Genomic DNA, 14,997 nt, shown 5'->3' with positions numbered 1-14,997 from the left:
TTCAGCTCCTCACCGTACGTTGTTCGATGCGTTTCTCCGGTTCCGGGTTGTGCACCAGGCGCTGTACGTAGATGCCCGGCAGATGGATCTGGTCGGCATCCAGTTCGCCGATCTCGACGATTTCCTCGACTTCGGCGATGCACATCCGCCCGGCCATGGCGGCCAGCGGGTTGAAGTTGCGTGCGGTCTTGTTGAACAACAGATTGCCGGCCTTGTCGGCCTTCCACGCCTTGACCAGGGCGACGTCGGCGGTCAGCGACTTTTCCAGCACATACCACTCGCCGTCGAACTGGCGGGTCTCCTTGCCTTCGGCGACCAGGGTGCCGTAGCCGGTCTTGGTGAAGAACGCCGGGATGCCCGCGCCGCCGGCGCGCAGCTTCTCGGCCAGGGTGCCCTGCGGGGTGAACTCCAGTTCCAGTTCACCGGCCAGGTACTGGCGCTCGAACTCCTTGTTCTCGCCGACGTAGGAAGAAATCATCTTGCGGATCTGCCGGGTTGCCAACAGCTGGCCGAGGCCGAAGCCATCGACCCCGGCGTTGTTGCTGATCGCGGTGAGGCCGCTCTTGCCGCTGTCGCGCAGGGCGGCGATCAGCGCTTCGGGAATGCCGCACAGGCCGAAGCCGCCAACGGCCAGGGTCATGCCGTCCTCGACCTGACCGGCAAGGGCGGCGGAGGCGCTGGGAAAGACTTTATCCACGAATTACTCCTCGAAGATCGCCACGGCGCGGACGAAGCCGGCCGAGGCATGCTTGATCTTGTAGGGGAAGCAGGAGACCAGGAAACCGTTGGCCGGCAGGCTGTCGAGGTTGGCCAACTTCTCCATCTGCCCATAGCCGATGTCACGTCCGGCCTTGTGCCCTTCCCAGATGATCGAGGCATCGCCACTGGCGGCGAAGCGTTCGCGGGTGTACTTGAACGGCGCATCCCAGCTCCAGGCATCGGTGCCGACCACCCGCACGCCACGCTCCAGCAGGTACAGGGTCGCTTCGCGGCCGATACCGACGCCGGCATCCAGGTAGCCCGGCTGGCCGAACAGCGCGCCGGCGCGGGTGTTGACCAGCACGATGTCCAGCGGCTGCAGCGCATGACCGATACGCGCCAGCTCAGCTTCCACCTCAGCGGCGGTGACCACATGGCCGTCCGCCAAGTGACGGAAGTCCAGCTTGACCCCGGGCTGCAGGCACCAGTCCAGCGGCAGTTCGTCGATACCGAAGGCCGGCTTGCCGCCATCGGTGGTCGAGGCGTAGTGCCACGGCGCGTCCATGTGCGTGCCGCTGTGGGTGGTGATCTGCAGGCGCTCGGCGGCCCAGGATTCATCACCGGGCAACTGGTCCTTGGACAGGCCAGGAAACATCGCCGCCATCTCCGACCAGCCCTGCTGGTGGTCCATGTAGTCGATCTTCGGCAACAGCGGCGGAGGATCGGTGTAGGGGTTGTTGTCCAGGGTGACGGACAGGTCCACCAGGCGGCGTTTAGTCATTTGCATCGGCAGTCACTCCTGCAGCGGCCACCGGCGCACGCCGCGCCGGGGACAAAGGGTTGAGAGAATTGCGCACCAGGGCCGCGGCCGAGCCGTCGTGGCGGAAACCGAGCGCGCGGGCCTGGGGTGTTTTCATCGGTGGGAAGCAGCCGAACAGCGCCTCCAGCCTGGTATCCGGAGCGAAGCTGATCAGCCCGCGGCGCTCCTGGCCGTAGGCCGCGGCCAGGGCATCGACGACCTGGGCGATCGACAACTGCAGCAGCGGCAATTGCCAGACCCGCTGGGCGCCGAGCGCGGCGCCGTTCAGCTCGGCGGCCAGTAGCAGGTTGTCCACGCAGCAACGCGCCGACATCCACCAGGCGCTGGCCTGCGGCGATACCGGGCAGCGATAGGGCTCGCCACCGGCGAAGGCGCGCAGCAGATCGCTCATGAACGCCGAGCGCAGGCCATTGGGTTCACGCGGGCGGGCGACGATGCCGGGCAGACGTACGGCGCGACCATCCACCTCGCCGCGCCGCGCCAAGTCGCTGAGGGCGGCTTCCACCATCAATTTGTGCGCGCCGTAGGACAACTCGGGGCGCAGCGCCGCGCTTTCATCCATCCGCGCCGGCAGCGCGCCGCCATACACCGCCACGCTGCTGGCATACACCAGCACCGGTGCGCCGGGCAGGCCACGCAGTTGGTCGAGCAACTCCAGGCTGGCCAGCAGGTTGACCTGGTAGCCGAGCGCGTACTGCTCCTCGGCGGCGCCACCGGGGATGCTCACCAGGTGGAAGACCACGTCGATGCCATCGGCCAGCACCCGGCGCAGCAAGGCGGCGTCGGTGACGCTGCCGTAATGCCGACGCAGGCGCTTGTCTTCAGGAAAGCCCGAAAAATCCTTGTCCAGCAGCATCAACGCGCTGATCGGCCGCCCACGCAACTCGCCGGCGTCGAGTAGACGCTGGACCAGGGCACGCCCGACAAAACCATTGGCACCTGTGACCATCACGCGCATGGCGTTCTCCTCAGCCGGCGGCCGGCACGACGCGTTGGTCGATGGCACCGAACAGCGACTGCCCGTCGCTGCCCAGCACCTCCATGCGCACACGATCACCGAAGCGCATGAAACCGGTCTGCGGCGCGCCGTGTTCGATCATCTCGATGGCACGGCGCTCGGCGATGCAGGCCGAACCGACACGGCGATCAGCGTTGGACACGGTGCCGGAACCGATCAGGGTGCCAGCGCCCAGGCGACGGGTCAGCGCGGCATGGGCGATCAGCTGCGGGAAGCTGAAGTTCATCGCCCCGCCGTGCGGATGGCCGAACCACTCGCCGTTCCATTCCACCTGCAGCGGCAGGTGCACGCGGCCCTCGCGCCAGGCGTCGCCCAGTTCGTCCGGAGTCACCGCCACGGCGGCGAAACTGGATGCGGGCTTGGCCTGCAGAAAGCCGAAGCCGGTCTTCATCTCGCGCGGCGCCAGGGCGCGCAGGCTGACGTCGTTGACCTGCAGGATCAGCTTGATGTGCCCAGCGGCCTGCTCGGCCGCGCAGCCCATCGGCACCGCGTCGACCAGTACGGCGAACTCGCCTTCGAAGTCGATTCCCTGGCTCTCGCTGGGCAACGGGATATCGTCACGCGAGCCGAGGAAATCGTCACCGGCGCCCTGGTACATCAGCGGCGTGGTGTCCGCTCCGTCGATCGGCTCCAGGTGAAAGGCCTTCTGCATCAGCGCGCCGTGGCTGAGGAAGGCCGAGCCATCCAGCCACTGGTAGGCGCGCGGCAACGGGGCCATGGCCGCAGCCGGATCGAAGACGAACGCACCATCGGCGCTGCCCGCGTTCAAATCGCGGTAGAGCGCCTGCAGCTTCGGCTCGACGCTGGTCCAGCTCTCGACGGCCAGCTGCAGGGTCGCGGCGATATGCCCGGCGTCCAGCGCACGCGTCAAGTCGCGCGAGACCACCAGCAGGCGGCCGTCGCGGCTGCCGTTGTTCAGGGTTGCCAACTTCATGGGTGAGCTCCGTGTAAAGCGGCCAGGTCGCCGGCGTATTGGCCGTCGAGGAGGATGAAGACCATGCGCGCCATCTGTTCGGTACGGTTGCTCCAGGCATGGTTGGTGCCACGCTGCACGACGATGTCGCCGCGCTTGAGCTGCACCTCTTCGCCGTCCAGCACCAGCCACACCTCGCCCTCGGTGACTACGCCGTAGTCGAGGGTTTCGGTGCGGTGCATCAGCTTGTGTTTGGAGTCGGCCTGGCCGGTGCCGGCATGGGCCTGACCAATTTCGGCGAAGGCGGCTGCGGCATCGGCGGCGCTGACCTGGTTCTGCACGCTGTCCGGCGGGATATCCACCACGCGGATCACGCTGCCCAGCGGCGCCGGACTCAACTGCAGCGGCTGGCTGGTCGGGTCGTCGCCGTTGTCCAGCACGGCCGGGCTGCCGACGCTGTTCCACACCTCGTAGAACACCGTGCCAGGCACCGCCTTGAGCGGGAAGTTGTTCGGCGTCGGCCCGCTCTGTGCGACCACTGCCTGGCCCTGGGCATCATGCCCGGTGACCACGCGTTTGAAGCCGGGAAGTTGTTGCATGTGCGACTCCTCGCTCAATTGCCGTCGCCGATGGTGGTGCCACCATCGACGACCAGGTTCTGTCCGGTAATGAAGGCGCCGCCGGGTGCGGCCAGCAGCAGGGCCAGGGCGGCGACTTCCTCTGGCACGCCGACGCGGCGCAGCGGCGTCAGGGCCAGGCGCTTGTCCATCACCGCTGGATTGTCGGTCAGCGGGCGGGCGAATTCGGTGTGGATCACCCCGGGGCTGATGGCGTTGACCCGCACATTGCGAGGCCCCCACTCCACCGCCAGGTTGCGCGCCAGTTGCGCCAGCGCCGCCTTGGACAGGCCGTACAAGCCCAGCCCCTGGTTGCCACGCACACCGGCGATGCTGGCCATCAGCACCACGCTGCCGCCGCCCTGCTCGGCCATCGTCGGCAGCAGGGCATTGGTCAACCAGACCGCACTGCGCAAGTTGACGGTCATGGTCAGTTCCCACTGCGCCGCACTGGCGCTGGCCAGCGGACCCATATGCGGCGCCACGCCGGCATTGCACACCAGGACATCGATGCGCCCGAACTGCGCCAGCAGCGCACGGGCCAGGCCCTCGACCTCGCTCTGCTGGCTGAGGTCGGCGGGCACCGCGCAGGCCACGATGCCCTCCTCGGCCAGCGCGGCCACCACCTGCCGGCAGTCGTCGGCGTTCTCGCTGCTGAGCGCCAGACGCGCGCCGGCGCGGCCGTATTCACGGGCGATGGCCAGGCCGATGCCACGGGTCGCGCCGGTGATCAGCGCGACCTGGCCGGCGAGGGAGAACAATGCACTCACCGCTGATAATCCTTGAGCAAACGCTCGATGATTCGCCGCGCACGGTTGGGCCCCACATCGACGTGGATATCCACCATAGGCTGCTCGCCAAAGCGCAACATGTTGGCGTACTGCGCCTCGATGATTTGCTTGTCCTCATCGAAGGTCTGCTTGGTCTGATCCAGCACCGTACGCAGGGTCTCATCGGGGTTGGAAACCGGGTTGGTGGCCATGCTCCAGAAGTAGTGGCAACTGGTGGCGGTTTCCGGGGTGATGCCGTGGAAGCCGCGCATGTGGAAACCACCACGCTGCGGGTCATCCACCGCTTCGCTGCCGGCATCGACCGCGCCGGTCCAGATCTTCAAGTGCGACAGGTTGAATTCGATTTCCTGCCAACGGTCGATGCGCTCTTTGAACGGAAATGCAGCGCTGTAGGTGGGCGGCGGTTCGGAGTCGAGCATGTAGCGCACCACCTTGACCGATGACTCGTCGCCGCTGACCTGCATCTGCGCATTCATGTGGATACGCGCGTTACCGCCGATGGTGCGCAGGTGCACGTAGCCCAGATGACTGAGATCCAGCAGGTTGTCGTGAATCAGTTGCCAGGGCGCGTCGTAGTGATAGACGTCACCGCCGAACAGATACTGCCCGCTGCTGTGGTGCGGATAGGCAGGTGGCTCTTCACTCGGCGGCGCCTGTTCGTCGCGGCCAAACCAGATCCACAGGATCTGATCCCGCTCGCGCACGGTGAACGCACGCACACGGGCCTTGCCCGGTACCTTGAGCTGCCCGGGAATCTCCAGGCACCGACCGCTGGGGCCGAACAACAGGCCGTGGTAGCCACAGCGCAGGCCATCCGCTTCCAGGATGCCAAGCGACAGCGGCAAGGCGCGGTGACAGCAGCGGTCTTCCAGTGCCGCCACTTCACCAGCGGCAGTACGGAACAACACCAGCGGCTGATTCAGCAGCGTCCGCGCCAGCGGTTTCTCGGTGAGCTCCCAGGCGAAACCGGCGACATACCACTGATCCAGTGGAAAGCTCGCGACCGGTTGCTCAGCTTGCGGATCGAAAGATTTGATCGGTTGTCCACTCATGACTTACTCCAGGTCCGGCCTTAGGCCAGACGGCAGGCTTGATCGAACGGCAGACGCGGTCCGGCCGGGCGCAATTTGCTGACATCGCCATAACCGAGGCTGCACAGGAAGTTGCTTTTCCAGCGACCATCCGGGAAGAACGTGGCGTCCACCTGTGCATTGTCGAAGCCGGACATCGGCCCGCAATCCAGACCCAGGGCACGGGCGGCGAGCATCAGGTAGGCGCCCTGCAGGCTGCCGTTGCGCAGGGCGGCGAGGTGTGCGGCTTGTGGGTTGTCGCGATAGGGTGCGGCGGCGTCGTAGATTGGGAACAACTCGGGCAGCAGCTCGAAGAAACGGCTGTCGAAGGCGACGATAGCGGTCACCGGGGCCTGCAGCATCTTCTCGCCGTTGTGACCCTTGAGCGCCGGTAGCAACTGCTGCTTGGCCTCAGCGCTGCGCACAAACACGAACCGCGCCGGGCAGCAGTTGTTGCTGGTCGGGCCCTGCTTGAGGGTGGCGTAGAGCTGCTGCAGCTGCGCGTCCGGCACCGGCTGATCGAGCCAGCCATTGTGCGAACGGGCATCGAGGAACAGCTGCGCAATGGCGGCAGCGGGTAGCGATTGATTCATCCAAAAAACCTCAGAGATCGAGAACCAGCCGCGCGCTCTTGGCACGCGAGCAGCAAGGAGTGAACTGGTCGTTGCGGGCCTTCTCGGCATCGGTCATGAACATGTCGTGATGCTCGGGCTCGCCTTCCAATACGCGGGTAATGCAGGTGCCACAGATGCCCTGCTCGCAAGACAGCGGAATGTCGATACCGGCCTCCAGTAGCACCTCTGCCACGCTGCGCTCGGCCGGCACCTGGAAGCACTGGCCGGAGCTGGCCAGTTGCACCTCAAAACCGCCCGCCTCAGTGGTCGCAGCAGCGGCGGCGAAGTACTCGCGATGCAGTTGCGCATCGGCCCAACCCTGCTCGCGCGCGGTACCCAGCACATGCTCCATAAAGCCGTTTGGACCACAGACATACAGGTGGCTATCACTGGACGGCGCGGATAAAACCCGAGCTGCTTCGAGGTGCTGGCCAGCCTCGCCATCGTCGATATGGACGTGCACGCAGTCGGCAAACGCCGAGCTGCGGATACGCTCGATAAAAGCCATGCGCTCTGCCGAGCGGCCACAGTAGTGCAGCTCGAAGGCAGCACCGATCTGGGCCAAACGCTCGGCCATGCAGAGGATCGGCGTGATGCCGATACCACCGGCGAAGAGCATGCTGTAAGCCGCCTCATGGACCAGCGGGAACAGGTTGCGCGGCTCGCTGATACGCAGCCGGCTGCCCTCCTCGACTTGCTCATGCATGGCTTGCGAGCCGCCACGCGATGCCGGGTCAAGCAGCACGCCGAGCAGGTAGCGGTGACGCTCCTCGGGGTGGTTGCACAGGGAATACTGGCGTACCAGCCCCCCCGGCAGGTGCACGTCGACATGCGATCCCGCACTGAATGCCGGCAGCGGACGCTGGTCGGCGGCGGTCAGTTCAAAACTGCAAATGCCTTCGGCTTCGCGGCATTTGCTGGTGACGATTACATCGATCATTACTTATTCCCCACCGGCTGTTCTGCAGCAATCAACCGGTCGAGCACACGACGTGCACGAATGGCACCTGCATCACCGACTAGCAGGACGGGTTTCAGATCCCAGAAATTCGCATCGCCCATCATTTGCTGTTGGGCCTCAAGCATGGGTAGATCTTCATGCCTGAATGGCTGCGTGATCGCGTCAGCCTGTTCCTCTGCCAAGGTCTCGCCAAACTCCCCCATCGCCTTGGGAAAACACATCGCATACCAGTAGTGGGTGGTGGTTGCGGTTTCTGGCGTAAACAGGTGCGGAATCGGCGTCGACACACCCTCCTCGCGCGGCCGCCCAGTGGCCACTGCGCCGGAGAACAGCAACATGCTGGCCGGTGCGTCCCAGCGCACATCGATCCAACGGTCCACCGGGGTGTTAAGCGGAATTTTCCAGGCGTTATAGAGGAACTCCGGCATGATCTCGGCAACGGTCTGGCGGTTGGACCAGACGGTGTCGCCTTCCTCCTGCACGCTGGTGAGCGCGCTTTTGACGCCATCACCACCCAACGTACTGGGGTGCAGGAACTCGATATGGCTGAGGTCCATGATGTTGTCCGTTTCCAGTACGTAGTTGGCCTTAGCGTGCAGGTAGCGTTTACCGGCATACCACTGTTCACTGTCCATGCAGCTGAAATCCGGGATCAACTGCGCATCGACTGCGGCGACATCGCCCATCCAGATCCACAGCAGGCTGTGACGTTCGACCAGGGGATAGGCCTTGACCTTGGCGGCCCGTGGAATCGCGCTGTCACCATGGGGGTTGTGGGTGCAGGTACCACTGCCGTCAAAACACAGGCCGTGATAAGCGCATTGCACCGAATCGCCTCGCAGGGTGCCCATATGCAAGGGCGCGAAACGGTGCGGGCAGCGGTTTGAAATAGCCTTGGCGACGCCGCTGCTGTCGCGAAACAGCAATACCGACTCATTGAGTAAGGTGCGGTTGAACAGTTCGCCTATCGGAACCTCGGTATCCCACGCCGCGGGGTACCAGGCATTACGCAGAAAGGTCATGGTCGCTTCCTCTGGTCTTCTCATCGAGTGCTTGGCCCTCTTATCGACGGGGCCGTCATGTCATTGCGCGATGCTTAGTGAACCGCCTGAACCACGCCTCGCATAGCGCGCAGGCCAAGGCACAGCAGCGCCACCAGCAACTGCAGCAGCGCCACTCCCAGCAGCGCCGTGGGCAGTTGCTCATTGGCACCACCGGTAATCGCCAGCACCACCAGCGGGCTGACGAACTCGCCGGCGAAGATCGCCGCAGTGAAGCCCCCCGCCGCGCGGCCGCGCTGCGGAAAGTCGACCTGCGCCATGATCCAGGTGATCAAAGTCGGCAACATCAGGCCGATGCCCAGGCCGTTGATCAGCACCGCGATAACTACCAGGGCATGACTGCCGGCCAGCGCCATCAACAGGCCGCCCAGGCCGGCGAGGACAAAGGCCACAATCATCTGCCGGTGTGCCGGCATACCGCTGAGCAGACGAAAACCAAGGGCGCCGGCCAGTACGCCCAGCTGATTGGCGCCCATGGTCATGCCGATCTGCTGCGGCGCATCGACGTGCAGCAGGTTGAGCAGGTAGCCGGCCTGCACCGGCACCACGAACAGGCTGACGCCGGCCAGCACGGTGAGCAGATAGAGCGGCGCCAGGCCGCGCCACGGAAACGCGTTGGACTCCGGGGTGACGGCGCGCGGCGCGCTATCGCCGTGCGGCTCCCAGAGCAATTTGGCCATCAGCGGCAGGAACAGCAGGCCCACCGCATACAGGACGAACGGCGTGCGCCAGCCGTTCTCGCCGAGCAGACCGCCGACCGCCATGAACACCGCCGCCGACAGTGAGGTGGCGACCATCTGCAGGGCGAACAGCCGCTCGCGGCGTGCGCCGTTGTAGTAGTCGCCCATCAGCGTGGTGCAGCCGGTCATGATCGCCGCCTCGGCCAGACCGATGCCGGCGCGGCTGATGACGATGGCGTGCAGCGAGTCCAGCCACAGTGGCAGCAGGCCGCACAGGCTGTAGAGCAGCATGGCGCCGAGCAGCAGCGGCTTGCGCCCGAGGCGGTCGGCAATCATCCCGGCGAACGGCGCCACCAGGGCAATCACCAGCGCCGGCAGGGTCAGGGCGATTGGCACCAACACGGCGGCACCGGCGGTGTCGGCAAAGTGCTCCTGCATGCGCGGCAGCACCGGTGCCAGCAGTACCGCTCCGAGTACTGGCAGGCAGCTGCCGAGCAACAGCAGCAATGACTGCGGCAATCCGGCCTGGCGGGCAACGTGCTCAACGCTCATCGCGCACCTCCGCGGCGGCACTGCCAGCCTTCGGCAAACCGCAGAAGCTCGCGCCGAAATCGGCGAGGCCGGTATGGAATTCCTGCCAGAGGACCTGCAGAGCGGCGTTCAGACTGAACATGGCGATCTCTTCTTGTTGTGTGGAATGGACCATGGGCGTGACCGTCTCACCCTGCGCTACGGTGCAGCGGGGTAGCTGTCGACAACTGCGGGCGTTCGGCGCTGCTCGTCGCGCTATGCATCAGGTTGGCCGGCTGCCCGGCGGCAGACGCTTTGCTAACCGGCAACAGGAAGTAGGCCAGCGCCGGCAGCAGGACCAGCGCGCCGACCATGTTCCAGACGAACATGAAGGCCAGCAGCACGCCCATGTCGGCCTGGAACTTGATCGGCGAGAGGATCCAGGTGCCGACGCCGATCGCCAGGGTCACGCCGGTGAGCATCACCACCTTGCCGGTCGACACCAGCGCCCGGTAGTACGCCTCGGACAGGCTTACGCCCTGGCGCATGTGGCCGAGCAGGATGCTCATCACGTACAGCGCGTAGTCGACGCCGATGCCCACGCCGAGGGCGATCACCGGCAAGGTGGCGACCTTGACGCCGATGTTCAGCCAGACCATCAGCGCTTCGCAGAGGATCGAGGTGAGCATCAGCGGAATCACCGCACACAGCGTGGCGCGCCAGGAGCGGAAGGTGATCAGGCAGAGCAGGATCACCGCGCCATAGACCCAGAACAGCATCTCGCGGTTGGACTGCTTGACCACGATGTTGGTCGCCGCTTCGATGCCCGCGTTGCCGGCGGCGAGCAGGAACTGCACCTCGTCGGTGTTGTTCGCCGCGGCGAACTGTTCGACGTGCTCGACCAGGCGGGTCAGGGTTTGTGCCTTGTGGTCGGTGAGGTAGGCGTACAGGGTCAGTAGGCTGCAGTCTTCGTTGTACAGGCCGCGCGGCGCGCTGGCGGTGATCATGTTGAGCACCGCCTGGTTGTTCTGCAGCTCGTACCACTTCGGGTTGCCTTCGCTGAGACCGACCAGCACACGGCGGTTGAGCAGCGCCAGCGAGTTCGTCGAATCGACGCCCGGCAAGGCGCGCAGCTGCCAGTCGAGGGCATCGACCTTGCTCAGGATGTCGTAGCGCGCGCAGGCACTCGGCGGGGTCTTGATCATCACCGCGAACAGATCGCTGCTCGCCCCGTAGTGACGGGTGAGGTAGGCGTCGTCCTGGTTGTAGCGCGAGTCGGCGCGCAGCTCGGGCGCCCCGGCATCGAGGTCGCCGATGTTTAGCTGCAAACTGACGATAAAACCTAACGCGGCCAGGGCCAGGCTCAGGGCGATGCACAGCGCGGCCCAGCGACGCCGGGTGAACAGGTCGAGGAAACGCCAGAAGGCGTGGCGGCGCTGGCCGGCATGTTCGGCCTGCTCGCTCTTCAGGCTGAGTTGCGCGGCGCGGCCGCTGACCCCGACATAGGAGAGCAGTACCGGCAGCAGGATCAGGTTGGTGAAGATCAACACGGCCACGCCGATGCTGGCGATCACCGCCAGGTCTTGGATCACCTGGATCTGGATGATCATCAGCACGGCGAAGCCCACCGCATCGCAGAGCAGCGCGGTGAGCCCGGCGAGGAACAGGCGACGGAAGGTGAAGCGCGCGGCGACCACACGGTGCATGCCGCGGCCGATGTCCTGCATGATGCCGTTCATCTTCTGCGCACCGTGGCTCATGCCGATGGCGAACACCAGGAACGGCACCAGCACCGAATAGGGGTCCAGCTCGTAGCCGAGCAACGGCAGCAGCCCAAGCTGCCAGACCACCGCCACCAGCGAACAGAACACCACCAGCACGGTGCTGCGCACACAGCGGGTGTACCAGTAGAGCACCGCGGTGGTGATCAGGATGGCCACGGCGAAGAACAGCAGGATCTGCTTCAGGCCGGCGATCAGGTCGCCGACCTTCTTGGCGAAGCCGGTGATGCGGATGTCGATCTGCTCGCTCTGGTACTGGCCGCGCAGCGACTCCAGTTGCTCCGACAGCGCGGCGTAGTTCAGCGGCTGGCCATCGGGCGTCCGCTCGAGCAGCGGCACGTAGATGATGCTCGAGGTCTGGTCGAAGGCCACCAGTTGGCCGATCTCGTTGGACAGCTGCACGTTGCGCTTCAACGCGCCGAGGCTGGAGGGGCTGGCGTCGTAGTCATCGGGAATCACCGGGCCGCCATCCAGGCCGTCCTCGGTCACCGCCACCCAGCGCGTGGCCGGGGTCCACAGCGACTTCATGAACGCGCGGTCGACCCCGGGCAGCAGGTAGATCTGGTCGCTCAGTTCCTGCAGGGTTTTCAGGTAGGCGGCGTCGTAGATATCGCCCTGTTTGTTGACCACCGCGATGCGCAGCGCATTGCCCAGCCCGGTCAGCTCCTTCTGCTGCTCCAGGTAGTTGGCGATGTAGGGGTGCTGGGTCGGAATCATCTTCTCGAAGCTGGCGTTCAGCTCGATGCGGCTGGACTGGTAGCCGAGAAACAGCGTGGTCGCCAGGCACAGCAGCAGCACCCACAGGCGATGGTTGAACAGCGCGCGTTCAACCAGCGAGCCGGAGCGCGGATCGAAGTCGCCCAGGGTGCCTGCGGTGGACGAGAAAGAACGGCTAGAGGACTTCATAACCTCACTCCGAAACGGCAGTGGCTGGCTGCGGCACGCGCAGCAGCCCGGTGAAACCGGCGACGATCAGGCTGCCGTCGGCGGCCTCGATCAGGCTTGAAACGGGCTTGCCCAGGGGCTTGCCCAACGGCAGCAACGCGGCCTCGCTCTGCACGCTGCTGCGAAACAGCGCGCCGCTCTGGTTGGCCAGTAACACCTGACCGTCGGCCAGGCGGATGGCATCGCTGAAAGAAACCGGCATGGGCACCGGCAGGCGCTGAAAGCTCGCACCGGCGTCACTGGTGATAAAGGCGTGGCCCTTCAGCCCGCCAACCAGCAGGGCGCCGTCAGCGCGGCTCTGCAGGGTGAAGAAGCTGCCCTCGTAGGGACTGTCCAGTTGGGCGAAGGAAGCGCCGTCGTCATCCGAACGCGCCAGGAAGCCTTGCTCGCCCGCCAGAAACCAGCGCGAACCCTGATGGCCGATGGCATACAGGTGCATGCCCATCGGATTGGCAATCTGCCCCATCAGCGACTGCCAGGTGGCGCCGCCATCGCGGGTCTGCAGCACCAGGCCATAGGCACCGACGATCAGGCCGCGCCGGGCGTCGACGAAGTCCAGGGCGAGGAACGGCTTGTCCGCGCCATCGGCGAGCAGGCGTTCGGCGCTTTGCACACGGGCCTCGGCACTGTCCTGATCGGCCGCCGTGGCCTGCTCGGCCTTGGCCGCGTCCAGCTCGATCTGCGCGGCGCGCAGGCCATCCAGTTGCAGCGTCCAGTGCTCGCCGCCATCGCGGGTGGCCAGCACCACGCCGGCGTGGCCGACCGCCCAACCCGTCTGCGCATCGACGAACTGCACCGCACTCAGGCTGACCGACACTGGCACCACGGCCTGCCGCCAGCTCTGCCCGTTGTCATCGGAGAGCAACACAAGGCCGCGCTCGCCCACCGCCACCAGGCGCTCGCCGGCGCGCGCCAGGTCGATCAGCACCGCCTTCTGACTCGGCGCCACCTGCATCGCCGGGGTACGCAGCGGCGAACCCACGGCGGCCGACTCGGCCAGGCACCAGGTTGCGCTAAAGGGCAAGGCCAGGGCCAAGAGCAAACGGCCCGCCTGAGTGATTCTGTTCATTGCCTACCTCGGAAAATCGCTTGAAACAGGAGGGCCGCCAGACTGCGTCGGCCCTCCACGCTTGCCGCCGTCTCAGCGCACGCCGCGCCCGGCCATGGCCGCCGGCGAGAACTCCGAGGCCTTGTAGCGATCGACCATGCCGTACTGACTGTCCTTGCCGGTGTAGAGGTTCTGGACAAACCAGGCACCGGAGGTCAGGTCATAGAAACCCGCTGACAAGCTCGCCTGAGCCGGCAGGTCGGGCAGCACGGCCGGCAGCGACCAGAGGGTCTTGGCCAGTTGGCCGTTGGCGGCCCAGCGGTCGCCGAGCATGGCTTGCCAGGTGTCCTCGTCGAGGTAGTAGCGACCCTTCGGCAACTGGTGGCGCTTGCCCGGGGCCAAGTTGGCTTCCACCACCCAGACGCGGTGCAGCTCCCAGCGCACGTAGTCGGGATTCATGTGGTGCTTGGCGAACAGGTCTTCCGGCTTAGCGGCGGCCTGCACCTTGTTGGTGTTGTAGGGGATGTACATCTCCTGCTTGCCCACCAGTTTCCAGTTGAAGCGGTCCATGCGGCCCTGGAACACGCTCAGCTCGTCGAACGACATGACCCCGGCGGTGGCCGGTGTCGGCGTGTCGCAGCAGGCATTGGGCAGCTTGCGCACGCGCCGCTGGCCAGCCAGATAGACGTGCGCCTGGGACTTGTCGCCGTTGATATTGGTGCGCCCCATGATCTGCTCGCCGGCGCGGATCGGCGGACCGACGTTGAGCAGGCGGAACAGCCAGTAGTCGCCCTCGAACTTCTCCGGCGAACCGTCCGGGTAGTAGTAGGGCATCTCCTGGATCGCCTGGCCGTCGGTGGTCATCACCTGGCTGCCGTCGGCGGTCATCAGGTAGTGGCGGAAATGCATGGACAGCGACGTACCGCGCCAGTTGAGCACATGGTTCCACATGGCCTCGGCGCCGTTCTGCGGAATCGGGAACGGGATGCCGCCATAGGCGCCCTGCGGCACCGGCCCGGCACTGCTGTCCACCAGTTTGGCGCGCGTCGCGTTCTGCAGGGTGTTGTCGTACACCCACTGCGGCGCGGCGGCCGTGCGGCGGGTCGGATAGACATCGATGCGGTAGCTGTCCGGGAAACGCTTGAACATCTCCTTGGCGCCATCGCTGAGCTTGTCGGCGTACTGCGCCAGGTTCTGCGCGGTGATGCTGAACAGCGGCTTGTCCGCAGCGAACGGATCGCTGCGCTTGCCGCCCGGCTTGTAGGCCGGATCGACCTTGGTGTAGCCGCCATCCCAGGCCGGGATGCTGCCGTCGGCATTGCCGGCTTTCTCGGCACCGAATGGGGTCAGAGTTTTGCCCAGTGTGGCAGCTTGCTCGGCGGTGGAGGCTACGGCCAGCGGGGCAGCGACAGCCAGCAGGGCGAAGCACAAGGCCTTGAGAGTGAACTGAGTGGTCATGCGCAAGTCCT

General features: G+C 65.6%; 15 protein-coding genes. All 15 read right to left on the bottom strand.

The window, feature by feature from the left end; all coding sequences use genetic code 11:
• Position 1: 1 nt before the first annotated feature.
• A complete protein-coding gene (locus tag D3880_RS08090; RefSeq protein ID WP_119892960.1) occupies positions 2–697 on the bottom strand; it encodes a CoA transferase subunit A in 696 nt (231 codons plus the stop codon).
• A gap of 3 nt (positions 698–700) precedes the next feature.
• Positions 701–1,486, bottom strand: coding sequence for a cyclase family protein (locus tag D3880_RS08085; RefSeq protein ID WP_177412161.1), 786 nt, complete (start codon positions 1,484–1,486; stop codon positions 701–703).
• Positions 1,473–2,477: an NAD-dependent epimerase/dehydratase family protein gene (locus tag D3880_RS08080; protein WP_119892958.1), complete on the bottom strand. Its 1,005-nt coding sequence runs from the start codon at positions 2,475–2,477 to the stop codon at positions 1,473–1,475. The genes D3880_RS08085 and D3880_RS08080 overlap by 14 nt, the downstream gene beginning before the upstream one ends.
• A gap of 10 nt (positions 2,478–2,487) precedes the next feature.
• Positions 2,488–3,471 carry a fumarylacetoacetate hydrolase family protein gene (locus D3880_RS08075; RefSeq protein ID WP_119892957.1) on the bottom strand — a complete coding sequence of 328 codons (984 nt, stop codon included), beginning with the start codon at positions 3,469–3,471 and terminating at the stop codon, positions 2,488–2,490.
• Positions 3,468–4,049 (bottom strand): cupin domain-containing protein, encoded by a 582-nt coding sequence (locus tag D3880_RS08070; protein ID WP_119892956.1) that lies wholly within the window; start codon positions 4,047–4,049, stop codon positions 3,468–3,470. Before D3880_RS08070 ends, D3880_RS08075 begins: the two co-directional genes overlap by 4 nt.
• Before the next feature lie 14 nt (positions 4,050–4,063).
• Positions 4,064–4,837, bottom strand: coding sequence for an SDR family NAD(P)-dependent oxidoreductase (locus D3880_RS08065; RefSeq protein ID WP_119892955.1), 774 nt, complete (start codon positions 4,835–4,837; stop codon positions 4,064–4,066).
• Positions 4,834–5,910: an aromatic ring-hydroxylating oxygenase subunit alpha gene (locus D3880_RS08060; RefSeq protein WP_119892954.1), complete on the bottom strand. Its 1,077-nt coding sequence runs from the start codon at positions 5,908–5,910 to the stop codon at positions 4,834–4,836. The genes D3880_RS08065 and D3880_RS08060 overlap by 4 nt, the downstream gene beginning before the upstream one ends.
• A gap of 20 nt (positions 5,911–5,930) precedes the next feature.
• Positions 5,931–6,521 (bottom strand): malonic semialdehyde reductase, encoded by a 591-nt coding sequence (locus D3880_RS08055; RefSeq protein ID WP_119892953.1) that lies wholly within the window; start codon positions 6,519–6,521, stop codon positions 5,931–5,933.
• 10 nt (positions 6,522–6,531) lie between these two features.
• Entirely contained in the window at positions 6,532–7,482 is a 951-nt protein-coding gene (locus D3880_RS08050) for a PDR/VanB family oxidoreductase (protein ID WP_119892952.1), read from the bottom strand.
• The gene (locus D3880_RS08045; protein ID WP_119892951.1) at positions 7,482–8,525 is read right to left on the bottom strand and encodes an aromatic ring-hydroxylating oxygenase subunit alpha; all 1,044 of its coding nucleotides are present in this window, start codon (positions 8,523–8,525) and stop codon (positions 7,482–7,484) included. The genes D3880_RS08050 and D3880_RS08045 overlap by 1 nt, the downstream gene beginning before the upstream one ends.
• A gap of 74 nt (positions 8,526–8,599) precedes the next feature.
• Complete coding sequence (locus tag D3880_RS08040; protein WP_119892950.1) at positions 8,600–9,796, bottom strand: MFS transporter; 1,197 nt, start codon at positions 9,794–9,796, stop codon at positions 8,600–8,602.
• Positions 9,786–9,917: a hypothetical protein gene (locus D3880_RS23180; RefSeq protein ID WP_274381176.1), complete on the bottom strand. Its 132-nt coding sequence runs from the start codon at positions 9,915–9,917 to the stop codon at positions 9,786–9,788. The genes D3880_RS08040 and D3880_RS23180 overlap by 11 nt, the downstream gene beginning before the upstream one ends.
• Positions 9,918–9,963: 46 nt before the next feature.
• Positions 9,964–12,441 carry an efflux RND transporter permease subunit gene (locus D3880_RS08035; RefSeq protein ID WP_119892949.1) on the bottom strand — a complete coding sequence of 826 codons (2,478 nt, stop codon included), beginning with the start codon at positions 12,439–12,441 and terminating at the stop codon, positions 9,964–9,966.
• Between the two features lie 4 nt (positions 12,442–12,445).
• A complete protein-coding gene (locus D3880_RS08030) occupies positions 12,446–13,549 on the bottom strand; it encodes a WD40/YVTN/BNR-like repeat-containing protein (RefSeq protein ID WP_119892948.1) in 1,104 nt (367 codons plus the stop codon).
• Between the two features lie 72 nt (positions 13,550–13,621).
• Positions 13,622–14,986: a DUF1329 domain-containing protein gene (locus D3880_RS08025; RefSeq protein WP_119892947.1), complete on the bottom strand. Its 1,365-nt coding sequence runs from the start codon at positions 14,984–14,986 to the stop codon at positions 13,622–13,624.
• Between the last annotated feature and the right edge of the window lie 11 nt (positions 14,987–14,997).

The organism is Pseudomonas cavernae (genome assembly GCF_003595175.1).
Classification (GTDB): Bacteria; Pseudomonadota; Gammaproteobacteria; order Pseudomonadales; family Pseudomonadaceae; genus Aquipseudomonas; species Aquipseudomonas cavernae.
Note: the sequence above shows the minus strand (reverse complement) of the source record. Positions and strands in the feature narration are given on the sequence as shown.

Coding starts and splice junctions, on each gene's coding strand:
- D3880_RS08085 (WP_177412161.1), bottom strand. CDS start 1,486: ATGCAAATGACTAAACGCCGCCTGGTGGACCTGTCCGTCACCCTGGAC.
- D3880_RS08080 (WP_119892958.1), bottom strand. CDS start 2,477: ATGCGCGTGATGGTCACAGGTGCCAATGGTTTTGTCGGGCGTGCCCTG.
- D3880_RS08075 (WP_119892957.1), bottom strand. CDS start 3,471: ATGAAGTTGGCAACCCTGAACAACGGCAGCCGCGACGGCCGCCTGCTG.
- D3880_RS08070 (WP_119892956.1), bottom strand. CDS start 4,049: ATGCAACAACTTCCCGGCTTCAAACGCGTGGTCACCGGGCATGATGCC.
- D3880_RS08060 (WP_119892954.1), bottom strand. CDS start 5,910: ATGAGTGGACAACCGATCAAATCTTTCGATCCGCAAGCTGAGCAACCG.
- D3880_RS08055 (WP_119892953.1), bottom strand. CDS start 6,521: ATGAATCAATCGCTACCCGCTGCCGCCATTGCGCAGCTGTTCCTCGAT.
- D3880_RS08050 (WP_119892952.1), bottom strand. CDS start 7,482: ATGATCGATGTAATCGTCACCAGCAAATGCCGCGAAGCCGAAGGCATT.
- D3880_RS08045 (WP_119892951.1), bottom strand. CDS start 8,525: ATGACCTTTCTGCGTAATGCCTGGTACCCCGCGGCGTGGGATACCGAG.
- D3880_RS08040 (WP_119892950.1), bottom strand. CDS start 9,796: ATGAGCGTTGAGCACGTTGCCCGCCAGGCCGGATTGCCGCAGTCATTG.
- D3880_RS23180 (WP_274381176.1), bottom strand. CDS start 9,917: ATGTTCAGTCTGAACGCCGCTCTGCAGGTCCTCTGGCAGGAATTCCAT.
- D3880_RS08035 (WP_119892949.1), bottom strand. CDS start 12,441: ATGAAGTCCTCTAGCCGTTCTTTCTCGTCCACCGCAGGCACCCTGGGC.
- D3880_RS08030 (WP_119892948.1), bottom strand. CDS start 13,549: ATGAACAGAATCACTCAGGCGGGCCGTTTGCTCTTGGCCCTGGCCTTG.
- D3880_RS08025 (WP_119892947.1), bottom strand. CDS start 14,986: ATGACCACTCAGTTCACTCTCAAGGCCTTGTGCTTCGCCCTGCTGGCT.